Origin of the sequence: Croceibacterium xixiisoli (assembly GCF_009827305.1) — a bacterium.
Classification (GTDB): domain Bacteria; phylum Pseudomonadota; class Alphaproteobacteria; order Sphingomonadales; family Sphingomonadaceae; genus Croceibacterium_C; species Croceibacterium_C xixiisoli.
This window is the reverse complement of sequence record NZ_WTYJ01000001.1, coordinates 1,467,364-1,491,189: the sequence shown is the minus strand read 5'-3', so window position 1 is coordinate 1,491,189 and position 23,826 is coordinate 1,467,364. Positions and strand designations below refer to the sequence as shown.

Genomic DNA, 23,826 nt, shown 5'->3' with positions numbered 1-23,826 from the left:
CAACTCGTCAGCCGGTCAGGTCAGATTACTTCCGCTTCCAGTTCAGCGGTCGACAGCAGCACGCGCTCGGGCCGGTCGATCTGGCTGAGATCGGTGGTGCGGTTGATCTTCTGCAGCGGCTTGAGCAGGCCATCGCGAATGTCATAGACCCAGCCGTGCAGGGTCAGGTTCTTTTCCGCGGCAAAGGCCTTCTGCACGGTTTCGGTGCCGGCCAGCTTCACCAGCTGATCGCAGACGTTGATTTCCACCAGCCGGTTGACCTGGGCTTCCTCATTGGGCTGCGAATGGATTTCGTCGGCATGGTTGTGCAGCACCTGGCGTGCCCCATCCAGCCAATCATCCACTGCGCCGGTGGTGCCACCGGTCAGCGCGGCGCGAATACCGCCGCAGCTGTGGTGACCGCACACGACGATGTTCGACACTTCCAGCACGTCGACCGCAAATTGCAGCACCGACATCAGGTTGAGATCGCCCGGATTGACCAGATTGGCGATGTTCCGGTGCAGGAACAGCGCGCCCGGGGCGGCCTGGGTCATCTGCTCAGGCGCCACGCGGCTGTCCGAACAGCCGATCCAGAGGAACTTCGGGCGCTGCCCGGCGATCTGGCGACGGAAGAAATCCTTGTTCTCATCCGTCAGTTCGGCAGCCCAGGCCTTGTTGGCGAGCAGCAGTTGCTTGGATTCCCTCATGCGTAAACCACCTGTTCGGTTGGGGCATTGATCAGCGGCGCCGTGCGTTCGGCGACATCGCCACGCACCAGGACCGAGATATTGCGGAAGGGGGCGCCCTTGATGAAGGCGTTGATGACATCGATGTTGTCGAGATCGACATAGCTGGTCGACGACAGATCGATCAGCAGATGCGCATTGTCAGGCACCTGGTCCAGCTTCTGCTGCAGTTCGTACTTGTGAATGAAGTACAGATTGCGGCGCGCACGGATCAGGCAGTCGCCATCCACATCGCAGGCATAGGTGATCGCGGTGCGGAAATTCCGCGCGATGACGAACACGAAGCCGACGACCAGACCGATGACGATGCCGACCAGCAGATCGGTGAACAGGATCGCGCCAACCGTTACCACGAAGGGTACGAACTGGGTGTAACCCTGCTTCCACCGCTTGGTGTAGAGTTCCGGCTTGGTCAGCTTGTAACCGGTGGCGATCAGCACGGCGGCCAGAGCCGACAGCGGGATCAGGTTGAGGATCACCGGGATCAGCAGCACGCTCAGCAGCAGCCAGGTACCATGCAGGATGGTCGACAGCTTGCTTTCGGCGCGGGCTTCCACGTTAGCCGAAGAGCGCACGATCACCGAGGTAACCGGCAGACCGCCGATCAGGCCGGACACCATATTGCCGCCACCCTGGGCCAGCATTTCCCAGTTCTTGGGGGTGGTGCGGCGTTGCGGATCGATTTCGTCCACGGCCTTCACGCTCAGCAGCGATTCTAGGCTGGCAACGATCGCCAGGGTGATGGCGATTGTCCAGACGGCGCTGTTGGAAATCTGGCTGAAATCCGGGGTGGAGAACAGGCCGACGAATTCGGTCAGCGATCCGCTGATCGGCACCTGCACCAGATGGGTCTGGGTCAGCTGCAGCGACGGCGCAACCAGGCCGAACAGCCAGTTGACGATCACGCCCAGCACCACGACCACCAGCGGCCCGGGAACGAAGCGCAGCGGACCTTCGGTCGGCTTCACCTTGTCCCACCAGAACAGGAATGCCAGGCTGCCGAGGCCAATGATCACGGCACCCCACAGCACGCTGTTGGCAATCGTGTGCCCGATCGCGGTCAGCGTGTTCAGCCCGTCTGCCTGCAGGAAGCGGAAATCGCCTTCGTAATCGCCATCATAGCCGATCGCGTGGGGGATCTGCTTCAGGATCAGAATCAGACCGATCGCCGCAAGCATGCCCGTGACCACCGAAGATGGCACGAATTCAGCCAGCACGCCCGATCGGGTGAAGAAGAAGGCGATCTGGATCACGCCGGCAAGAAAGGTCGCCAGCAGGAAGGCTTCGAAGCTGGGCAGTTGCTCGATCGCCGCGAAGACGATCACGGTCAGGCCGGCCGCCGGACCCGCCACCGACAGCGGTGATTTGGACAGGAAGCCGACGACAATGCCGCCGACACAACCGGCGATCAGGCCGGAAAACAGCGGTGCACCGGATGCCAGCGCCACGCCAAGGCACAGCGGCAGCGCGACGAGCGCCACCACGATCGAGGCTGGCAAATCCGCTCGCCAGCTGGAGAATATATTTGAACTGGAGGCCACGGTTCTTCCTCTATGTCGGTTCCGGTTCACGACCGGCGGCATCGCCCACATCGGGGACGAGCCTGCCATGCCGGGAACCCGCATGCTTGCTCAGTGTGCTGCATGTGCGAAACGGGCCGGGTTTGCCAAATACATTAATGTTATGAATTATTGCTGGCGTAGGGCCTGCCGACGCGAGCAGGTCAACCTCGAAACCGGCAACCAGCTCAGCGGCCGATCAGACCCAGCGCGTGACGGATGAAAGCATCGCGATCCTTGATCCACATGGCGCCTGGCGGCAGTTGCGGATTGGAGTAGGTCCAGCCTTCGCGGGAATAGGCCTGGCGCACATGGCCGCTGGTGTTGAAGGCGATCGAAACCAGCCGCTGCTGCGCCCTGGTGGTGCGCTCATTGCCTTCCACCGTGTTGCTCCCCGCAACCAGATTGGTTCCCTGAGGCCGCAGCGCAAAGACATAAGGCTCATCGCGGAAACTTTCGACCTGGGTGTTCATAAACACCGACAGATAGACCTGATCCAGCGCCGTCAGTGGATCGGCCGGCATCTGCCAGCCGCGATTGACCATTACATCCCACGGGTAAAGGTCTGGCTGACCATACAAAATCTCGGTCCGCAGATCGACCAGCGAATCCCGCGGTGCCTGCGCCGGTTCGAACCGACGCAATTGCAGATTGTTGGACCAAGTGAAACCGAAGGCGGAAATATCGACCAGCGGCATCGCCGATGCGGTTTCTCCGCTCGGCTGGTTGGACACGATCAGATCCTCATAGATCCGCAGATAGGCCTTGTCCTTCAACTGGTGCCCGCTGGCGATGTTCTTCCATGCCAGTTGCCCGCGCCACACCGAATTGCGAAAATGCGATACCAGCGTGCCGTTGATATAGGTGCTGTGTTCCTGGTCGACATTGCCACCGACATTGCCAGCAATATCGCTGTCTTCGATATAGAGCATCGTCTGCCCGCCAGGCACGAAGATGCCATTCTTGCCGCCGAAGATCTTGGACCGGCGCACCACGGCGGTGAACAGCCCCGGCGCCACCGAACCAACCACTTCCAAATGCAGCGCACCGCGCGCCTGCACCGCGCCGGGAAAATCGATCTCGATGTCGCGCATTTCGAAATGCACGCGCTGGCGGCCCAGTTCGAACATCCGCAGATTGATCGTCGCCCATTGGTCGCTGGTGCGGAACACCGCCCGCTGGCCTGGGATGGAAGACCGGATGATATATTGCGTGCCGTCCAGATTGCCCGCCGTCTGGGGCATGGCCGGGGCGAAGGGATAGACGCAAGGCCGGCCCGCCCGATCCTGCGCATCATAGACGATCTCTATCCCGCCCTCGGCCCGGCCGTAATAGGCCGCGCCATCGCGCCCGCCATAGACTTCCTTGCCCGCCGCCTGCGATGCCTCGCACTTGACCGTCAGCACCATGGCCGGGCGGCGCAGTTGCTGCATCGGCATGTAGAACGGGTAATCGCTGTTCAGCGTCGCGGCCTGGGGGCCCGCCGTCACTGCCGTATCGGCATCGGGCCCCAGCACCGGTTCCGCCTCCAGCCGGGGCTGCACCATGCGGACCACGCGCCCATCGACCGCGCCGGACAGATTGGTCGGGCTGGCCACGCAGGCGAGCAGCGGCAGAGCGAAGACGACCAGCGGCTTGCAGCGATCGATATTGAACACGGGGCGCATCCCTTCGGATCGGCAGATGGAGACCAGCCTGCCTTAGCCGGCAAATCCTTACCAGCCGTGAAACCCGCTCAGCAGCACTTGCCCCCGCCCGCCCCGCCATAGCGGGCCTGTTCCCGGTTGCGGAAGAACGCCGTGCGATCCATCACTTCCGCATCGGGGTGATGGCGCGCCATATGCCGGCAATAGGCCTCGTAAGACGGTTGCCCGACCATCAGTCGCGCACATTCGCGCAAGAGCTCGAGCAGGCGGCTCATTCGGCCGGCTCCATATAGGCCTGCATTTCCCGCGCCGGGGCTTCGCGAATGCTCGGCTCGGGATCGCGCAGCGCGGCGATGCAAGTGCGCACGGTGAAGACCATCAGCGACACCACCACCGCCAGGAACAGCCCGCACAGCGCCGCGTCGATCCGGTCGTTGAAGATGATCGCATTCATCTCCGCCATGGATTTGGCCGGGGCCAGCACTTCATCGCGCGCGGCGGCATCGGCGAATTTCCGCGCATGGGCCAGGAAACCGACCGCCGGATCGCTGGAAAACAGCTTCAGCGTACCGGCCGTCAGCGTGCAGATCAGCAACCATACGGTCGGGACCACCGTGACCCAGGCGTAACGCTGCTGCTTCATGCGGAACAGCACCACCGTCGCCAGCATCAGCGCCACGGCGGCGAGCATCTGATTGGAAATGCCGAACACCGGCCACAGCGTGTTCACCCCGCCCAGCGGATCATTGACCCCCTGATAGAGGAAGAAGCCCCAGGCCGCGACGCAGAGCCCCGTCGCCACCAGCCCAGGCATCAGCGTGTTGTTTTCGCGGAAGGATGGAATGGCCAGGCCGATCAGATCCTGCAGCATGAACCGCCCGGCTCGGGTGCCGGCGTCCACGGCGGTCAGGATGAACAGCGCCTCGAACAGAATGGCAAAGTGATACCAGAACGCTTTCATCGCCGGGCCGCCCAGCACATGGCTGAAGATTTCCGCCATCGCCACCGCCAGCGTCGGGGCGCCACCGGTGCGCGATACCACGCTGGCTTCGCCCACATCCCTGGCCGTCTGCACCAGCGTATCAGCCGAAACCGGGAAGCCCATCGCCGTCACGGCGGCTGCCGCGCTTACGGGGTCGCCGCCGGTGATCGCCACCGGGCTGTTCATGGCGAAGTAAATTCCGGGATCCAGGATCGAGGCACCGACCATGGCCATGATAGCGACGAAGGCTTCCATCAGCATCGCGCCATAGCCGATCATCGGTGCATCGGTTTCGCTGGCGATCAGCTTAGGCGTGGTGCCGCTGGAAATCAGCGCGTGAAAGCCGGACACCGCCCCGCAGGCGATGGTAATGAAGAGGAACGGGAACAGCGATCCCGACCAGACCGGCCCGCCGCCGTCGATGAACTGGGTCAGCGCCGGCATCTGCAGCGGCGGCGCCATGATGACGATGCCGATGGCGAGCGCGGCGATGGCCCCGATCTTGAGGAAGGTGGACAGATAATCGCGCGGCGCCAGCAGCAGCCACACCGGCAGAACGGAGGCGACCGCGCCATAGCCGATCAGGATCCAGCACAGCGCCTGCGGCGTGAAGGTGAAGATCGGGCCCCAGACGGGCGAAGCGGCCACGGTCTGGCCGAAGAATATCGCGAAGATCAGCCCGACAAAGCCGAGCAACGACACCTCCCCGATGCGGCCCGGCCTGATCCAGCGGGTATAGACCCCCATGAACAGCGCCAGCGGCACGGTGGCGGCTACGGTGAACATGCCCCAGGGGCTTTCCGCCAGCGCGCGCACCACGATCAGCGCCAGCACCGCCAGGATGATGACCATGATCATAAAGGCGCCGGCCAGGGCGATCGTGCCCGCCAGCGGGCCCATTTCCGTGCGGACGAGTTCGCCGAGAGACTTGCCGTCGCGGCGCATGGAAATGAACAGGACCATGAAATCCTGCACCGCGCCGGCCAGGACCACGCCGCCGATGATCCACAGCGTGCCGGGCAGATAACCCATCTGCGCCGCCAGCACCGGCCCGACCAGCGGCCCGGCCCCCGCAATTGCCGCGAAATGATGGCCGAACAGCACGCGCCGGTCGGTCGGCACATAGTCGAGCCCGTCGCCGCGATAATGCGCCGGGGTAGCGCGTAGCGGATCGAGCCGCATCACCCGTGTGGAAATGAAGAGCGCGTAATAGCGATAGGCGACCAGGAAGGTGCTGACCGCCGCCACCACGATCCACAGCGCATTGATCTGTTCACCACGCACCGTTGCCAGAACGGTCAGGCAGACGAAGCCGATCAGTGCCAGCACTATCCAGGGTAAATGTTTCACGCGCCCTCCTCCTCAGCCCCGGCTTGTGCGGTGCTGAGGGGATCATTGCAAGCGAAGCGCAAATTACCTCCGCATGCTGCCGGTTTGGACGAAGCGCTGGTGCCAGGAAAGCGCCTCCGTCAGCAGCGAAGGCGAATGCTTGCCATAGGAATCGCGACTGGCCCGGTCATAATAATCCTGCAGCATCGGGCGGAAATCCGGATGGGCGCAATTGTTGATGATCAGCTGCGCCCGTTCGCGCGGGGCCAGCCCACGCAGGTCGGCCAGGCCCTGTTCGGTCACGATCACCTGCACATCCTGATTGATGTGATCAACATGGCTGGCCTGCGGCACAATGGTGGAAATCGCGCCGTTCTTCGCGGTCGAGGGCGCCATGAAGATGGAGATATAGGCATTGCGGGCAAAATCGCCCGATCCGCCGATGCCGTTCTGGATGCGCGATCCCATCACATGGGTGGAATTGACCGCGCCATAGATATCCGCCTCGATCATGCCGTTCATGGCGATGCAGCCCAGCCGGCGCACCAGTTCGGGGTGATTGCTGATTTCCTGCGGACGCAGGATGATCCGCTGGCGATACAGTTCCATATCGCGGTTCAGCTCTTCCGCCGCCTCGGGGCTCAGGGAAAATGCCGTGGCCGATGCCATGCGGAGCTTGTCCGCCTTCAGCAGGTCCAGCATGCCATCCTGCAGCACTTCGGTATAGGCGGTCAGCTGTTCGAACGGGCTGTCCTCCAGCCCGGTCAGCACGGCGTTGGCGATATTGCCCACACCCGATTGCAGCGGCAGCAATTGTGCCGGCAGCCGCCCCTTCGCCACCTCGTGCCCGAAGAATTCCAGCAGATGGCCAGCGATGCGCAGCGCGCTGTCATCGGCCGGCTTGAACGGCAGATTGCGGTCCGGCGCATGGGTTTCCACGATCGCGACGATCTTCGCCGGATCGCAGCGCAGCGTCGTCTGGCCGATACGATCATCCGGGCGGACCAGCGGGATCGGCACCCGCGCCGGCGGCAGGGCCGTGCCGTAATAGATATCGTGCATCCCGCGCAGCGCTTCATGCTGCCAGTGGTTGACCTCCAGGATGATCTTGTCCGCCCGGTCGAGCCAGGTCTTGTTGTTGCCGACGGAGGAAGACGGCACCAGTTCCCCACCCGGTAGAATGGCGCTGACCTCGATCAGCGCCGTGTCCAGCGGACCGAGAAATCCCTGCCAGGCCATCGGTGCCACCTGGCTCAGATGCATGTCGAAATACTTCATCTCGCCATTGTTGATCTGTTCGCGGGCGATGGGGTCGGAATTGTAGGGCAGGCGGAATTCGATGCCCTTCGCCTTCGCCAGCGCGCCATCAAGCTCGGGCCCGGTGGAGGCGCCGGACCAGACGCGGATGCGGAAATCATCCCCTGCCGCATGCGCATCCTCGATCTGCGCTGCCAGCGCCATCGGCACCGCCTTGGGATAGCCGGAACCGGTGAAGCCGCTCATCCCCACGGTCGTGCCAGGGGTGATCAGCGACGCGGCGGCATCGGCAGCCATCACTTTGGACAGCAGGCTGGGATCGGAAATACGCGCGCTGGTCATCTGGGGCTCCGTCAGAAAAATATCTGCCGGATCTTCGGGCGCATTGCCGCTACTTGCAATGGTGTGAGCAGGATTTTTCGGATTATTCGCCTGTTACAGATATCAAATCCGATATGACTGCCGACTGCAGCCGCCCGCTGGCTTCGGGCACCCCGGCTGTCGCTTCCCCGATCAGCAGCAGCGTGGGATCATCATCGCTGATGGCAGCGGTCAGGAACGACAGCGCCGACAATTTGCCCCGGATCAGCCGCTCGGTCGGCAGGGACACATTCACCGCGACCATCACCGGCGTATCGGGATGGCGCCCGGCGGCGATCAGCGATCGGCTGATTTCCCCGGCGGCGGCGCGGCCCATGTAAATGCCCAGCGTGCTGCCCGGGCTGGCCAGCGCTTCCCAATCCAGCTGCAACGGCTCGCCCGCCTTGAGATGGGCGGTGACCAGCGTCAGCCCGCGCGCCACCCCGCGCAGGGTGAGCGAGGCATGACCGCTGGCCGCCGCCGCGCTGGCGGTGGTGATGCCGGGGCAAATCCGTGTGGCGATGCCAGCTTTGGCCAGATGCTCCATCTCTTCCGCCGAACGGCCGAAGATCGACGGATCGCCGCCCTTCAGCCGCACCACCCGCCGGCCGGCGCGCGCAGCGGCCAACAGCAGATCATTGATACTTTCCTGCGCCTTGCTGTGGCGGCCGGATCGCTTGCCCACGCTGACACGCTCGGTTCCTTCGGGGATCAGCGCCAGAATGCCATGGCTGACCAGCGCATCGTAAAACACCACATCGGCGGCGGCCATCAGCCGTTCGGCCTTGCGCGTCAGCAGGTCGGGATCGCCCGGCCCCGCCCCCACCAGCCAGACTTCCCCGGCGGCGATCAGTTCATTCTGCAGCATGGACAAGCTCCTGCGTGGTCTGGGCAAGAATGCTGGCGATTGCCGGGCGGCAGGACCCGCAATTGGTCCCTGCCCCCAGCGCCTCGCCAATGGCGGGAACGCTGATCAGATCCTGATCGCGGATCGCGGCAATGATCTGGTTGAGGCCGATATCGAAACAGACGCAGATGGTGGCGCCCTTGTCCTGCTGCCGGCCCGGTCCGCGCGCGGCCAGCACGCTGGCGCCGACATGCTGCGCCTGCAACTGCCCGATCAGCCAGTCGCGCGATGGCAGGATGCCGCTGCGCGTCACGATCAACACTGCCGCCAGCCGCCCGTCGCGGATGATCGCCACCCGGCGGGTGCCGCGCGTCAGATCCACCGCCTCGACCCGGTCACCGGCCGGCAGACATTCCTCCAGCCGCGCCGGGTCGCCATTGCCGGCCACTTCATACAGCGCGCCGCCAGGCACCGCGACGCGCGTGGCCCACAGGCAGCGCGGCTGGGCCGGATGTTCGCCGCGCAGGATCAGGAAGCCTTTCCATTCGGTGGCGATTTTCTGCAGCCGGGCCGGTGTCGATTTGAAACCCGGCTGGCCCGAATGCGGATCGACCAGCGGACGCGGCAGCAATCCGGTGCGTCCGCCGGTCGAAAGCTGATCGGTCCAGTGGATCGGGGTGAAGATCTCCCCCACCCGCTGCCCTTCTTCCAGCCGCACGCGGAACAGGCTGTCCCCTTGCGCGGTGGCCACACGCGCCAGATCGCCCTGCGCCAGCCCCAGTGCGGCGGCATCCTGCGGATGCACCTCCACCAGCGGTTCTTCGCGATGGCGCGCGAGCTTGGGCGACAGGCCTGTCCGAGTCATGGTGTGCCAGTGATCGCGGTATCGCCCGGTGTTGAGCGTCAACGGCCAGTCCTTCAGCGGCGCCTGCAGCTCCATCTGATCGACCTGCACCAGCCGCGCCCGGCCATCGGGGGTGGAAAACCGCCCATCGGCAAAGGGCCGATCGCCCCAGCGGAAAGGCTGCATGTTATCATAGGCTTCATTGCCGATGCTGGCATAGTCATGCAGGTTCAACAGCCGCTGGCCATCATTCTGATAGGCCGTCAGCCGCGCATGTTCGCGCCAGATTTCGGCTGGATGGCGATAGGAAAAATCGGACCGCCAGCCCATCCGCGCGGCGACTTCAGCCATAATCCACCAGTCCGGCCTGGCGTCGCCCGGCAAGGCCATGAACGGGCGCTGCCGGCTGATGGTGCGATCCGAATTGGTGACCGTGCCGTCCTTCTCGCCCCAGGCGGCGGCCGGCAGGCGGACATGCGCATGGGCGCTGGTATCGGTATTCGCGATGACATCGGACACCACCACAAACGGACAGGCGGCCAGCGCTTCGCGCACGCGCGCCGCATCGGGCAGCGACACGGCAGGATTGGTGGCCATGACCCACAGCGCCTTCACCCGCCCTTCGGCGATGGAGCGAAACAGATCGACCGCCTTCAGCCCCGGCTTCGTCGCGGTAAAAGGCGCGCCCCAGAACCGGCGAACGCGCGCGACATTCTCGGGCGCAAAATCCATATGCGCGGCCAGCGTCGATGCCAGTCCGCCAACCTCGCGCCCGCCCATGGCATTGGGCTGGCCGGTGATGGAAAAGGGCGCCGCGCCCGGCTGGCCGATGCGGCCGGTGGCCAGATGGACATTGATGATGGAATTGACCTGATCCGTGCCCCGGATCGACTGGTTGATGCCCTGGCTGAACAGGGTCATCGTGCGCGGGGTACGGGCAAACAGTTCGAAAAACTGTTGCAGCAAAGCCGGCGGCACATCGCAGGCGCGCGCCGTGCTCCACAGATCATGGCCGCTGCGCGCATCGTCCCAGAACCCATCGGGCGCCTGCACATGCCGGGCCAAAAAATCGGGATCGGTCACCCCGGCCTCGTCACACCAGGCGAGCAGCCCCTTCATCAGCGCAACATCGCTGCCCGGGCGGATCGGCAGATGGATATCGGCGCCTTCGCAGCTTTCCGTGCGGCGCGGATCGATCACCACCAGCCGCGTCCCGCGCTTGGCCCGGGCCGCCTGGATCCGCTGGTACACGATCGGATGGCACCAGGCGGTGTTCGATCCGACCAGCACGATCAGATCGGCCACATCGAGATCGTCATAGCTGGCCGGCACGATATCTTCGCCAAAGGCGCGATTGTGCCCGGCCACCGCGCTGGACATGCAGAGGCGCGAATTGGTGTCGATATTGGCCGAACCGATGAAGCCCTTCATCAGCTTGTTGGCGATATAATAATCTTCGGTCAGCAATTGCCCGGACACATAGAAGGCCACGCTGTCCGGCCCATGCCGCTCGATGGTTTCGCGGAACCGCCGCGCCACCAGATTGAGCGCCCGGCCCCAGTTCGCTCGCTTCTGCCCGATCATCGGATGCAGCAGCCGCCCGGTGAGATCCACGGTTTCCCCCAGATGGGTGCCCTTGGAACACAGCCGCCCGCGATTGGCGGGATGATCCGCGTCACCGGCAATCATGACCGAACGTCCGCCGGTGGGCGTGGCGGTGATCCCGCAGCCCACCCCGCAATAGGCGCAGGTGGTGCGGATGGGGCCTAGAAAGGCCGGCAAGGCGTCGTCATCCGTCACGCAGCCATTTGCCCCATCACCGCTGAACGCAACAGGAAGATCCGCCCGGCATCCACCTTCAGCGGAATGACCGGCACGCATCCCTTGTCCTCGCCCAGCGCCTCCCCGGTTTTCAGGGAGATGTTCCAATTGTGCAGCGGGCAGGTGACCACCCCGCCATGGACGATCCCCTGGGAAAGCGGACCATGCTTGTGCGGGCATTTGTTCACCAGCGCGTGGAATTCCCCACCCAGCGTGCGGAAGATCGCAATCTCTTCCCCACCCATCACCGGCAGGGTGCGCGCATTGCCCGGGGTGATCTGATCGACAGGTCCGATGTCCAGCCAGTTACCAATCATCACGCAATCTCCATCGGCCGGACTTCGGCAATATGCTGGTGCAGTTCTGCATGGGCGCCGGCGACGCGTTCGGCCCAGGGATCATCCTGGCTGAAGCTCTGGGAATAGAGGAACCGACGCAGCAGGGCTTCGCGCCCCACCTGATCCTCAACCACGCGCTGCTTGACGTAATCGACGCCGACCCGGTCAATCCATGGCGCGGTGCGTTCCAGATAACGCGCCTCTTCACGATAGAGCTGGATGAAGGCGCCGCAGTAATCGAGCGCTTCGCGCTCGGTCGCGACTTTGCACAACAGATCGGTGACGCGGACATGGATGCCGCCATTGCCGCCAACATGCAGTTCATAGCCGGAATCGACGCAGACGATGCCGAAGTCCTTGATCGTCGCTTCCGCACAATTGCGCGGGCATCCCGATACCGCGATCTTGAACTTGTGGGGCATCCATGACCCCCAGCTCATCCGTTCGGCCTTCACCCCCAACCCGGTGGAATCCTGCGTGCCGAAGCGGCACCATTCCGATCCCACGCAGGTCTTCACCGTGCGCAGCGATTTGCCGTAGGCATGGCCAGATACCATGCCGGCCGCATTCAGATCGGCCCAAACGGCGGGCAGGTCTTCCTTCTTGATGCCGAAGATATCCAGCCGCTGGCCGCCGGTTACCTTGACCATGGGGGCATCGTATTTTTCGACCACATCGGCGATCGCGCGCAATTCGCGCGGGTTGGTCAGCCCGCCCCACATGCGCGGTACCACCGAATATGTGCCGTCCTTCTGGATGTTGGCGTGCAGCCTTTCATTGACGAAGCGGCTGCGCTGATCATCCTGATATTCGCCCGGCCAGGAGCACAGCAGGTAATAGTTGAGCGCGGGGCGGCAGCTGGCACAGCCATCGGGGGTGGACCAGTGCAGCCGGTGCATCACCTCCGGGATGGATTTCATCCCCTGGGCCACGATTTCCCGCCGGACATCGTCATGGCCGAAGCTCGTGCATTTGCACATGGTGCGGGTGGCGCGTTCGCCCGAATATTCATCGCCCAGGGTGATGGCGAGCAGGGTTTCCACCAGCCCGGTGCAGGACCCGCAGCTTGCCGATGCCTTGCAGCCGGCCCGCAGCGCATCCAGCGTGCAGGCCCCGCCCTGGATGGAGGCGACAACCTGACCCTTGCTGACGCCGTTGCAGCCGCAGATCTCGGCATCGTCCGAGAGCGCCGCAACGGCCGCCTTAGGGTCCGCCTGCCCCCCTCCGGAGGCGTAGGACTGACCGAAGATCAGGAAATCGCGGATGTCGCTGACATCTTCTTCGCGCTTCAGCAGGTCGAAATACCACCCGCCGTCGCCGGTATCGCCATAAAGGACGGCGCCGATAATGCGCCCCTCCTTTACCACCACCCGCTTGTACACCCCGCGCGCCGCATCGCGCAGCACGATATCCTCGCACCCATCGCCACCGGAAAAATCGCCGGCGGAAAACACATCCAGCCCGGCAACCTTCAGCTTGGTGGAGGTAACCGATCCGCGATAGCCGCTGTGCCGATCGGTCAGCCCGTCGGCCAGGCTGCGGCACATGTCCCACAGCGGCGCGACCAGGCCATAGACATTGCCATCATGTTCGACGCATTCGCCGACCGCCAGCACATGCGGATCGCTGGTGACCATGTGGTCATCCACCTTGATCCCGCGCCCGACATCCAGCCCGGCCTCCCGCGCCAGCGCCACGGAGGGGCGAATGCCGACCGCCATCACCACCAGGCTGGCGGGGATATCGCGGCCATCCTTCAAACGGACGCCCTCGACCTTGCCCTCCCCATAGATTTCAGCTGTATCGGCCCCGGTCAGAATGGTCTGCCCGCGCCCTTCCAGCGCGGTCTTCAGCAACCAGCCGGCTGCTTCGTCCAACTGCCGTTCCATCAGCGTCGGCATCAGATGGATGACGGTAACCTTCATGCCCCGCAGCGTCAGCCCATGGGCGGCCTCCAGCCCGAGCAGCCCACCGCCGATCACCACCGCATGGCCGCCGCCATCCGCCTTGCCCGCCTCCGCCGCGGCCAGCATCGCATCGACATCCTTCATGTCACGGAAACTGATCACGCCCGGCAGATCCTTGCCCGGCACCGGAATGATGAAGGGGTCCGATCCGGTGGCGATCAGCAGCCGGTCATAGCCGACGACCCGCCCGGCCTTTGATGTCACGATCTTCGCCGCGCGGTCGATCGCCATCACCGGATCATCGACGATCAGATCGATGCCATTGTCGGCATACCAGGCCCGATCGTTGATGATGATGTCGTCAAATGCCTTCTCACCCGCCAGCACGGGCGACAGCATGATGCGGTTGTAGTTCACATGCGGTTCGGCACCGAAGATCGTGACCCGATACCGCGCCCCATCCCGCGCCAGCAGTTCCTCCACCGCGCGGCAGCCGGCCATGCCATTGCCGACCACCACCAGATGCTCCCGCCGGTCATCGGCCGCCAGGGTGAGGTCTTCCGCAAGGTCCAACTCAGGACCGCCGCCGCCTTGAAGTTCCATCGTCGCGTCTCCGCCAGAAAAACAAAAAAGCCGCCATCCGGACTGCAGGGCGTTGAACCCTGCGGTCTGGATGGCGGCTTTGCCATCATCAGTGCCTACCCGATCCGCCAGTGGATCAGCTCGGCTATATATCGAAGGACAACCTTGCCCTTTCGCGTTGCAGCATATGGCGATTCGCAGGTGGGCTCAAGTGAATTGTGAAACGCTCGGCCTGGCGCATGGCATCAATCCGTGCGCCTCGCTCAGCTGCTTTGACGAGTAACGGCTCACAGATTGCCGGGATTGCCGGGCACCAGCGTAATGTCCAGAATGCCTGCTGAATCGGAATCCCCGTCATGCATCACCACCTTGTCTCCCGTGATGCTGATCCCCGCGCAGGAATCCTCCACCGTATCTGCGGGAAAGCCGGACATGCACAATTGCCCCTGATCGTCGACCTGCCAGCGGATGGTAACGGCCTGCGCGCCGGGCTCGATATTGACCCATACTGCCGTGCCATCGGGGCGCAGCAGCAGCCTGCCCTCCTGCGCGCCGACCGTTTCATCGACCAGCCGGGTCACCATGGTGTTGCCCACCGCGTGATCGATCGCGGCTTTGCCGGTGAGTTCGGCCTGCGCCTGAACAGGCGAAGCAAGCGACAGGGTCAGGAGTGACAGCGTGGGCAAAATATGGCGGATCATGCCGGGGACGTATCAGCGGATTCGGCCAGCGGCAATGCGAGAGGCCGGCGCCGAGCACGCCGTCTGCCCGCCGCAAGCTCCCCCCGTCGTGCGTCGGCGCAGGTTCACGGGAGCGACAGGACCCGCATGGCGTTGTGTGACAGGTCGCCAATACCAAGGCAGGAGAGAGCCGTGATTGATCGCCTGAAAATCGCCATGACCGGCAGCGCGCTGGCCACCGGGCTTATGCTGATCCCGGGCCCCGCCGTGGCCCAGGATATGAATGTGCTGGATCGCCATCTGCAGCATCAGCAATCGGTGAGGGTGCAGGATCATCAGAACCGCATGCGGATGGGCGATCCGCCCCGCCGGCAGCAGCGCGACGCGAGCGGCTGTTCGGCCGATGCCCTGCCCGCCGGAGAGCGTCGGGCGCTGGAAACCGAATATGGCCGCCGGTTCCGTAGCGATGGCCGCGCCAGCGCCGATGCCTGGATCCGCGAGCAAGGCCGGCGGTTCCGCCAGCAATTGGTGGATGAGGGTGTTTGCGCCGAGTGAGTACGGAGCCGGCTGATAGCTGAAATCGACACAGTTTGATCCCGCTCAAGCAAAACTGCCGCTTGCCTCCCCATAGCTGACCACAGCAGAATGCCGCACGGTTGCGGGCAGTGGGGGCAAGATGGGTTTCAGGAACAGTGTATGGGCCATGGTGGCGGCAGGCGGCGCGCTGGCAATCGCCGCGCCGCTGGCCGCGCAGCCCGCCGAGGCTGAGATGGCGCAGATGGCGGCGGACATTGAAGATGTGATGGCGATCGGGGCGGATCAGATGGCCATGGGCGTGTCGCAATGCGCGGCACATCGCTTGCGCGGCCTGACCATCACTGCGGCAGAGCGCGGGAAGGCCGATGCCGGATATGCGCAGCTGCAGAATGCGCTGGACCAATGCGGGGTGGCGATCACCGCCTCTGCCATCATGGACCGGCTGCGGACCGTCTCACCCGATGCCAGCCTTGAGGAACTGGAGCGCAAGATGACGCTGGCCTTGGCCCCGGCCACGATCGCTCTGCTGATGCTCACGCATCAATTGTTCGGCATTCCATTCGATCAGCCGGCGCCGATGCAGGGGGATTTGCCGGTACGGATACCGCTGCCCGCGTCGTGATACGGCTCTCCGGGGTGGCGGCCGACAGAGGATCGCAGCCTAGCGGCGCAACCCCGCCAGGAACTCCTCCATCCGGTCAGGATCGAACACCTGCCCATCGAAAAACCGGTCCGGTCCCAGCGTCAGCCCGCCCTGGCGCGAACCGACCGGCAGCGGCGCAGCCAGCGCGCCTTCCAGCTTCATGCTCGCCCCCGGCATCGGCACGTCACTGCCCTGCAGCGCGCGGCGGAACACATCGGGGCGGAACACCCCGCCCGCCCGCGCGGCATTGTCCGGCGTATGGGTGATCATCCCCCAGCGCACGAGCTGGGTGTAGATCCACAGCGCCTGGCTCCGCCACGGGAAGGCGGTCGCTTCGCGCGCGAACAGCATGAAATCGGGGTTGTCGATCGGCGCCAGCCCGGCCCGCGCGATGATCTGGCCCGACAGGGCCCGGCGGATGCGTTCGGGCGGATGGCCGACATATTGCTGCACAGAGAGCAGCCGGGCCAGTTCCTCATGATTGGCCGGATCGTCGCACCAGGCCGCCGCGCGGGCCGTCGCGCGCAGGAAGGCATCGACGATATCGGGATGCGCATCCATCCAGTCTTCGCGGAAAGTCAGCACCTTTTCCACGCCGCGCTGCCAGATGCGTTCCCCCACCGCGACCGCTTCGGCCAGCCCGGCATCGACGGCCGCGCTTCCCCAGGGCTCGCCGGCGATGAAACCGTCCACCTCGCCCGCCCGCAGTTTCTCCAGCGTCAGCGAGGGCGGCAGCACCCGCAGATCGACATCGCGATCCGGATCGACCCCGGCGCTGGCCAGCCAGTAACGCAGCATCAGCGCATGGCTGGAAAAACGGTGCACGATGCCGATCACCGGCTTGCGCCGCCACAGCCCGATGGCCCCGGCAAAATCATGCGCCGCCCCCAGCGGATCGGCCAGCCGCCGGGTCACATCCGGGTCCATCGCCTCGGCAAAGGCGCTGGCCATCACCAGCATATTGCCATTGACGCTCAGCTTGTAGGGGGTGGCGAGGTTTGCCTGCCCCTGGTTCAGCCCCAGCGTCACCGCCACCGCCAGCGGCGCCAGCATATGCGCGGCCTGCACCTGGCCATAGACCAGCTGATCGCGCAGCGTTGCCCAATTGGTGGTCCGCACCAGATCGAGCGTGATGCCCTCTGCCTCGGCAAAGCCGCGTTCCTGCGCGGCCACCAGCACCGCGGCATCGGTCAGCTGGAGGAAGGCGATACGCAGCGTGGTGGTCATGATCCCCCTCCCAGCAATTCGCTGGCCGTTATCAGCGCCTGCGCGATCTCGACGATCTTCTTGCCCTGGTTCATCGCGCCCGATCGCATCAGGGCATAGGCATCCTGTTCGGACAGGCCGCGCTGGTTCATCAAGATCGCCTTGGCCCGATCGATCAGCTTGCGCTCGGCCAGCTGCAGCACGGCCTCGTCGCGTTCCGCCTGCATCCGGGAAAAGGCGTTGAACCGACGGATGGCCAGCTCGATGATCGGCTTCACCCGTTCGCGCCGCAACCCGTCCACGACATAGGCGGAAACCCCCGCATCGATCGCCGCACCGATCATGCTGTCATCCGACTGGTCGACGAACATCGCGATCGGCTTGGCCAGAGCGCGGCTGACGGTCAGCATTTCTTCCAGCGTGTCGCGGCTGGGATTGCCCAGATCCATCAACACCACATCGGGGCCCATGCGTTCCAGCTGCGCCACGAAGGGACCAGTCGGCACGACGACATGGATGTCGTCATAGCCGGCATCGCGCAGCCCTTCTTCCAAAACCGTCGCCCGTGCGCGGCTGTCATCCAGGACGACGATTCGCAAACCCAACCTCTTCGCAAGTGCAGCACAGGTGCCGCCGATACGGCCAAAGGTCAATTGGATCCCAAAGGCCGGCAGGCGCGTTGCATGACCATCAGGCATGGTTGCGGCGGGAATGATGATCGACAGGCTGGTGATTGCAAAGCGGGATCAGGCCCGTTTCCGGGAAATCCTGGCCATCGCCACCCGGTTCGGCCTGGGCCTGCTGCTGGCGCGCGTCGGGCTGCAACCGCGTGCCGATGATCAGGATGACGATCCCCGCAGCCTGCCCCACCGCACGCGGCTGGCGCTGGAGGAACTGGGCCCGACCTTTGTAAAACTGGGCCAGATCCTGGCCACGCGCAGCGATCTCCTGCCGCCCGAATGGATTGCCGAACTCGAACATCTGCAGAGCAGCGCCCCCACCCTTCCCTTCGACATGCTGCGCCCGCAGGTGGAACAGGCGCTGGGGCAAAGCGTAGAGGATGCCTTTGCCCATTTCGATCCGCAGCCGCTGGCCGCCGCATCGATGGCCCAGGTCCATCGCGCCACGCTGCATGGCGGGCAGGATGTGGTGCTGAAAATCCGCCGCCCCGGCATCCGCCCGCAGATGGAGGCGGATCTGCGGCTGATCGCGCAGCTGGCCGGCCTGATTGAGCGCGCCAGTGCGGAGGCGCGCCGCTTTGCCCCGCAGGCGCTGCTGCGGCAATTGGCCAGCGCCGTGCTGGAAGAACTGGATTTCACCGGCGAAGGCCGCAACGCGGACCGGCTCCGCGATGATTTCGCCCTGCAACCGCGCGTGGTCGTGCCGGAAATCCATTGGGCGCTGAGTTCGGAAACCCTGCTGGTGATGGGATTCATCGCCGGCATCCCCCCGCGTGACCCCGCTGTCCTGCACGCCGCCGGCATCGATCCGGCAGAAATCGCCGCAGTCAGCGCCGATGCCATGCTGGAAATGGTGCTGATCAACGGCCGGTTCCACGCCGATCCGCACCCCGGCAATCTGTTGTGTCTGCCCGGCAATGGCGTGGCGCTGCTGGATCTGGGGATGATCGGCCATGTCTCGCCGCGTCGGCAGGAAGAATTCATCGCCTTCATCCAGTCGCTGACCCGGCGCGATCCCGCCCTGCTGACCGATACGTTGATGCAATGGTCGGCCGGCAGCGGCGTGCCCAAGGCGCAGGTGCAGGCCTCCGCCGACCGTTTGATCGCCCGCCATGGCCAGGGCACCCTGGTGCTGAGTGCGATGGTGGCGGATTTCATGCAGCTGATGCGGGAAGAAGGCATGACCATGCCGCCCGATCTGCTGCTGGTGTTCAAGGCGCTCATCACAGTCGACGGCGTGATGAACGGCATCGTGCCCGGTTTCGACCTGTCCGAAGCCATGCGCCGATCCAGCCGCCGCCTGATTGCCGCCCGGCTCGACCCGGCGTATTGGCAACCGCTGCTGCAATCGCTGGCCTGGGAACTGGGCCGCGTGGGCGACGACGCCCCCCGCCTGATCCGCGCCGCCGTGCGCCGCCTGGAACAGGAGCCGGCACCTGCTGCGGACACGACCGCCGCGATCAGGGCAGCCAGTCTGAAGATGTCCGGTGCGGTGCTGATCGGATGCATGATCATCGCAGGCGCGGTGATCTGGGGGTAAGCCCTTTCCGCTTACACCCGCCCCCTCGAAGAACGGCAACGATTTCACTCCTCGTCATGCCGGACTTGATCCGGCATCCATGCAGCCACCGCCTCGGGTCTGGCGGGGGCTCGCTGGGGAGGCGTTCCTGCGTGCCCCTGCCACACCTGGGATTGCAACCTCCATGCGGGGCGAAGGATGGATGCCGGATCAAGTCCGGCATGACGGGATTTGGAATATTGGAACGCCGGTTGTCGGAGAATGGCAAGGGCAGGTCCGACCCACCGCGCTGCGACCAGGCCTGACCCAGCTACACGCCTGACAGAACAATCCGGATAGAACCCTGACAGCCCCCCCCCGCGATTCAACCCGCGGCAAAACCCTCCACCACAGCCGCATGGCGGCACGCGCATCGGGCCGCCCTTCTCTGGAAGAGGATGCCCCTCCATGCCGCGCGTTCCGCAATATCAACCGCATCAGGCCGGTCCGGTCGAAACCACCCCCGCCCGTCTGCGACCCACCGACAACAGTTTCGGCATCGCTGGCGGGATCGCCGCCGGCCTGCCCCGGCTGGCGCAGGCGCTGCAGGATCATGGCGCCCGTCAGGATGAGGAACTGCGCCGTGACGATGCCTATGCCCGCGATCTGGCGCTGGGGCTGCAGCGAGACATCGGCAGCCTGACGCGCGACTTCGCCGGGCTGAGCGGCAAGGCCGCCGCCGATGCGGGGGCGGAGGCCAAGGCCCGCATTCTGGCGCTGGAAAGCGCCGCGCTCGATCAGGCCAGTAATCCGCGCATGCGAACCATGCTCGAAAATCTCAGCGCCGGGCCGCTGGCGCAGGCGCTGGATCTGGTCGCCGCCCATTCGCGCCGGGGCCTGCGGCAGATGGGCGGGGAAGCCGCCCGGGGCGAACGTGATCTGGCCATCGAAGGCGCCCTTGCCGCCCATGCCGATCCCGCCGCCATGGCGCAGGCCCGGCGCCAGGTGATCGAGGCCAATGCCCGGCTGGCCGAAGCCGAGGAATGGGACGAGGCCCGCTTTGGCGAGGAGAACGCCCGGACCCTGTCGGACATGCACACGCGCATGGTGCGTGCGGTGCTGGACGATGGTGGCGATATCGATCTGGCCGGCGCCTATTTCGAGGCCAACCGCGACGAGATGGCCGCACGCGATATCGCCCTGACCGAAGCGACCCTGCGCGGCCCGCGCGAACTGGCGGAAAGTGCCCGTGTGGTGGATGAGGCGATCGCTGCCGGCGCCATCGAAGCTGGCGATACCGACACCGCTTTCGATCTGGCCGGCACGATCCGCCACATCAAGGCCCGCCCCGATCTGAGCGAAGCCCAGCGGCAGAACGCCCTGGCCCAGGCCCGCAAGCACCACAGCGTCGCGCAGGCCGCGCTGAGCGACAAGCATGAGGCCGGACGCAAGGCCTTCGAACGCTGGGCCGAACAGGTCGATTTCGACCGTGCGCTCTATGTACAGGATGGCGAGGTGCCGGAGAGTATCCGCGCCCAACTCTCGCCACCGGCCCTCGCTGCGTTGGATCAGCTTCGTGACGAAAACCGAGCGCGGATGGAAGAGAACCCAATCCATCCAACAAACAAAAAAACTCCAAAATCTGGCACAATATTAGATGCAAACTTTAAATCATATCTCACCGGCCATGGTTTATATAGTTACCTTAATCAAAACACCAATCGACTACAACAATCCAACGAGGAAATGAACCGAACCCAAGCTCTGCCTGACCCTTTCAAAATCCCCGTAGCTCAGCAAGATTCGATTTCCGAAAATGAATCAAGAACTATTAGCTCGATATTAATGAGAATTTCCCAAACAGATTACAGAAACAGTTCAATAATTATACCGACAGATCAAGATCTAATACTCGCAACTCGTCATACAGAAAGTGAGAATCGAGATTACAAGGAAAATGGCAATCGAAACATAAATGAACGAAGCGGCGCTCGCTTCGCCATGCAAGTTTTACCTGAAACCGCAAGAAATCCTGGATATGGGGCCACCCCTACCAACCAGATCAACAATCCTTCAGAGATGAATAGGGTCGGATCCGAACTGCTTTTGGCATTCCGAAATAGGCACAATGGCGATCTTGCAAAAATGTGGGCAGACTTTAACCATGGCTCCGGGAATGTTAATCGAATATTACGGAACCATAGAGATGACTGGTTTGAACAACTCCCCACGGAAACTAAAAACTATATTATAGAAAATCTTCAGAGATTGGATGAAATAATATATTATAGAATATTCCTAGATGCTTCGCAACGAGAAGGGATATCGCACACATCGGCAGAGCGCTTATGGTCTCTGGGGCGTCCAAGTTTGGCTAAGGCATCGGGACCGTGGGTTATTCCAGAAACGTTCAACATGGACCCAACCCTTAAAGACGAAGAAAAAAGAAGAATTTTACAAGAATGGAGAAACAGAAAATTGAGATAAAGTATATTCATATAAGCACGGAAAAAATTCAATTGAAACTGAATTCAGCAAAATATTCCTCACTCTCTTTTCCCCAAATCTGCCGCCCCTTGTCGCCAAGCAGCGCGATCACCGGCCGGCCGGTCCGCCGGTTGATCGCGACTGCGACCTTGCTGCCGGGGCAGGAATGAGCACGACATCCACTTGCCACAACCCAGTCGCCATCGATCCGAAAATCACTGGCAATCGCAGCAGAAAAGCGTGCGTCTTCCAGATTTTCCAGCCCCATCATTCGCTTGAGCATAACGTGATTTTCGGCAGCGGTCAGATAATCAAACAAGTCCCCGCCGATCCAGCCGTCAGCGTTGCCGAAAGGGACGGCCGAAGGAAGCAGTCCGATCCGCCGCAGGGTGACGCGCGAGCCATTATAGGAGTAGGCAAGATATCCGGCGCCGCCCTGCATTGCCCGCAGGGTGGCTATCATGGTGTTGCCCGTGGTTTCCGCACGTACAAATGTCGCACATTCGCCAAACTGATCCGAGAACCGCAAGTCTTCACCGGATATCGCCAGAAAAACAAAGCCCCGCGCATTGCAGGAATTCCCCGCATCCGCGACTTCGAGCAGAACCCCATCTCCCGCCTGCGCCATGACGGTGACATAGGGGTGCGGATGCATGATTTCCCGGCCGCCAACCCGGATCAGCGTGGATCGGCTACCATCGGCATTATTCACTCGCAGCATTTCCACGGATGAGACCGGTTCGACCGTGCCGGATGGGCTGAAAGCGGGAACATGGTCGTCCAGGCCCACGCCGAGCAGGCTGGGAGACGCAGGAACCGCCGGCGCCGCTGCAGCGAGGATCACCAACGCAAGACCTGTTTGTACAAATGATCCGCCGCCCACCATCCTGCCACCTCCCGCTATCGACAGTTAACGTCGGAACCCACGACATAATCTGTATCGCCATCGATCATCCGCTCTGCCGAGCCAGATGATATCACGCAAACAAACAGGGAACAAACGCTTTGAGAGTTTTGCTGAACTGCGGCACTCTCACCCTCGGATGAGCACAAGCGTCCGCGCTCCCAGACCACATTTGCAAGCATTAGTCCTGGCAACTGATCCAGAACAAATCATCAAAACGAATGTCGAGATGATGAGCAATTTTCAACGCCAGGATGGCCGACGGTGAAAAGACCAGGTTCTCTATGGTATTGATCGTCTTGCGAGACACACCGACTTTTTGTGCGAGAGCGGCTTGGGTCAGGCCCATCCGCTCTCGCTCCTCTCGAATTCTGTTCAGCAATCTCTCGGTCATTGATGTGAGGCAACCCGTTCGGCAACGCCAAAGCTTATCAGAGCAGAACTGATGCCGACCGTCATGATGATCTGGATCGCATCACGCGGACCGTAATCCTTTACATAGGTCAGAATATAACAAACCACGGCTGTCGCCAGCATATTCCAGAAGCCAATCATCAAGGAACGGCGCCTGCTGACATCGCTGCCTTCATCATTCAGAATTCCACGCAGGAATGTGTGGCGAAACAGGCCGCTCGCCCACAGCAGGAATATCGCGATGACCAGCCCGGTGATCATCCAGGCGATCGGCCCGGCGCCGCTCGCATCCATGCGCTGGGCCTGAGTTGCTGCCAGAACCGTACCCAGAACAATGGCAGCGATCGCCCTCCGCTTCGACAAGCGCTCCGCCTGTTCGGCAACGACTGACTGCATAGATCCACTCCTTCTGGCAATTTCCAAGCAGGCGGAATCACCGGCTGACTCGGAAATTGCGGCAAACAAAAGGAAATAGAGCGGCGATCTGATGCAATCGGATCGCCGCTCTGGTAACCCTAGGGTTACTTATGTAACCTGAAGGTTACATGAAATCAACTCCTGGGTTCGCCAGCAAGCC

20 protein-coding genes are annotated in these 23,826 nt (G+C 63.2%); 4 read left to right on the top strand and 16 right to left on the bottom strand.

Annotated elements, in window-relative coordinates; translation table 11 throughout:
• Positions 1–20 precede the first annotated feature (20 nt).
• The 11 genes from GRI97_RS07145 to GRI97_RS07095 all read right to left on the bottom strand — a co-directional run bounded on the left by GRI97_RS07145 (position 21) and on the right by GRI97_RS07095 (position 14,901).
• Positions 21–689: a carbonic anhydrase gene (locus GRI97_RS07145; protein WP_161390362.1), complete on the bottom strand. Its 669-nt coding sequence runs from the start codon at positions 687–689 to the stop codon at positions 21–23.
• Positions 686–2,269: a SulP family inorganic anion transporter gene (locus tag GRI97_RS07140; protein WP_328598511.1), complete on the bottom strand. Its 1,584-nt coding sequence runs from the start codon at positions 2,267–2,269 to the stop codon at positions 686–688. The genes GRI97_RS07145 and GRI97_RS07140 overlap by 4 nt, the downstream gene beginning before the upstream one ends.
• 206 nt (positions 2,270–2,475) lie before the next feature.
• Positions 2,476–3,945: a hypothetical protein gene (locus GRI97_RS07135; RefSeq protein ID WP_161390361.1), complete on the bottom strand. Its 1,470-nt coding sequence runs from the start codon at positions 3,943–3,945 to the stop codon at positions 2,476–2,478.
• 77 nt (positions 3,946–4,022) lie between these two features.
• Positions 4,023–4,208, bottom strand: coding sequence for a YbdD/YjiX family protein (locus GRI97_RS07130; RefSeq protein ID WP_161390360.1), 186 nt, complete (start codon positions 4,206–4,208; stop codon positions 4,023–4,025).
• A complete protein-coding gene (locus GRI97_RS07125; protein ID WP_161390359.1) occupies positions 4,205–6,265 on the bottom strand; it encodes a carbon starvation CstA family protein in 2,061 nt (686 codons plus the stop codon). The genes GRI97_RS07130 and GRI97_RS07125 overlap by 4 nt, the downstream gene beginning before the upstream one ends.
• A gap of 63 nt (positions 6,266–6,328) precedes the next feature.
• Positions 6,329–7,843, bottom strand: a complete 1,515-nt coding sequence (locus tag GRI97_RS07120; RefSeq protein WP_161390358.1) for an acetyl-CoA hydrolase/transferase family protein — start codon at positions 7,841–7,843, stop codon at positions 6,329–6,331.
• Positions 7,844–7,925: 82 nt separating this feature from the next.
• A complete protein-coding gene (gene cobA / locus GRI97_RS07115) occupies positions 7,926–8,729 on the bottom strand; it encodes a uroporphyrinogen-III C-methyltransferase (RefSeq protein ID WP_161390357.1) in 804 nt (267 codons plus the stop codon).
• Positions 8,716–11,352 (bottom strand): molybdopterin-dependent oxidoreductase, encoded by a 2,637-nt coding sequence (locus tag GRI97_RS07110; RefSeq protein WP_328598510.1) that lies wholly within the window; start codon positions 11,350–11,352, stop codon positions 8,716–8,718. Before GRI97_RS07110 ends, cobA begins: the two co-directional genes overlap by 14 nt.
• Positions 11,349–11,690 carry a nitrite reductase small subunit NirD gene (gene nirD, locus GRI97_RS07105; protein ID WP_161390864.1) on the bottom strand — a complete coding sequence of 114 codons (342 nt, stop codon included), beginning with the start codon at positions 11,688–11,690 and terminating at the stop codon, positions 11,349–11,351. The genes GRI97_RS07110 and nirD overlap by 4 nt, the downstream gene beginning before the upstream one ends.
• Entirely contained in the window at positions 11,690–14,221 is a 2,532-nt protein-coding gene (nirB, locus tag GRI97_RS07100) for a nitrite reductase large subunit NirB (protein WP_161390355.1), read from the bottom strand. The genes nirD and nirB overlap by 1 nt, the downstream gene beginning before the upstream one ends.
• Before the next feature lie 266 nt (positions 14,222–14,487).
• Positions 14,488–14,901 (bottom strand): hypothetical protein, encoded by a 414-nt coding sequence (locus tag GRI97_RS07095; protein WP_161390354.1) that lies wholly within the window; start codon positions 14,899–14,901, stop codon positions 14,488–14,490.
• Between the two features lie 171 nt (positions 14,902–15,072).
• On the opposite strand from GRI97_RS07095, the gene GRI97_RS07090 reads away from it, so the two are divergent.
• Together GRI97_RS07090 and GRI97_RS07085 are read left to right on the top strand one after the other, a co-directional pair.
• Entirely contained in the window at positions 15,073–15,435 is a 363-nt protein-coding gene (locus tag GRI97_RS07090; protein ID WP_161390353.1) for a hypothetical protein, read from the top strand.
• Positions 15,436–15,556: 121 nt separating this feature from the next.
• The gene (locus GRI97_RS07085) at positions 15,557–16,039 is read left to right on the top strand and encodes a hypothetical protein (RefSeq protein WP_161390352.1); all 483 of its coding nucleotides are present in this window, start codon (positions 15,557–15,559) and stop codon (positions 16,037–16,039) included.
• Between the two features lie 39 nt (positions 16,040–16,078).
• Here the strand turns inward: GRI97_RS07085 and GRI97_RS07080 are convergent, their stop codons facing one another.
• Together GRI97_RS07080 and GRI97_RS07075 are read right to left on the bottom strand one after the other, a co-directional pair.
• Positions 16,079–17,287, bottom strand: a complete 1,209-nt coding sequence (locus tag GRI97_RS07080) for a CmpA/NrtA family ABC transporter substrate-binding protein (RefSeq protein ID WP_161390351.1) — start codon at positions 17,285–17,287, stop codon at positions 16,079–16,081.
• Entirely contained in the window at positions 17,284–17,865 is a 582-nt protein-coding gene (locus GRI97_RS07075; protein WP_161390350.1) for an ANTAR domain-containing response regulator, read from the bottom strand. The genes GRI97_RS07080 and GRI97_RS07075 overlap by 4 nt, the downstream gene beginning before the upstream one ends.
• 115 nt (positions 17,866–17,980) lie before the next feature.
• On the opposite strand from GRI97_RS07075, the gene GRI97_RS07070 reads away from it, so the two are divergent.
• Positions 17,981–19,486 carry an ABC1 kinase family protein gene (locus GRI97_RS07070; RefSeq protein ID WP_161390863.1) on the top strand — a complete coding sequence of 502 codons (1,506 nt, stop codon included), beginning with the start codon at positions 17,981–17,983 and terminating at the stop codon, positions 19,484–19,486.
• Positions 19,487–19,912: 426 nt separating this feature from the next.
• Positions 19,913–21,931, top strand: a complete 2,019-nt coding sequence (locus tag GRI97_RS07065; RefSeq protein WP_161390349.1) for a lytic transglycosylase domain-containing protein — start codon at positions 19,913–19,915, stop codon at positions 21,929–21,931.
• A gap of 28 nt (positions 21,932–21,959) precedes the next feature.
• Here GRI97_RS07065 and GRI97_RS07060 read toward each other — a convergent pair whose 3' ends face one another.
• The 3 genes from GRI97_RS07060 to GRI97_RS07050 form a co-directional block, all read right to left on the bottom strand.
• Positions 21,960–22,817 (bottom strand): hypothetical protein, encoded by an 858-nt coding sequence (locus GRI97_RS07060; RefSeq protein ID WP_161390348.1) that lies wholly within the window; start codon positions 22,815–22,817, stop codon positions 21,960–21,962.
• Between the two features lie 199 nt (positions 22,818–23,016).
• Positions 23,017–23,229 (bottom strand): helix-turn-helix transcriptional regulator, encoded by a 213-nt coding sequence (locus GRI97_RS07055; RefSeq protein ID WP_161390347.1) that lies wholly within the window; start codon positions 23,227–23,229, stop codon positions 23,017–23,019.
• On the bottom strand, positions 23,226–23,672 hold the full coding sequence (locus GRI97_RS07050) for a hypothetical protein (protein ID WP_161390346.1): 447 nt from the start codon (positions 23,670–23,672) through the stop codon (positions 23,226–23,228). The genes GRI97_RS07055 and GRI97_RS07050 overlap by 4 nt, the downstream gene beginning before the upstream one ends.
• Positions 23,673–23,826 lie beyond the last annotated feature (154 nt).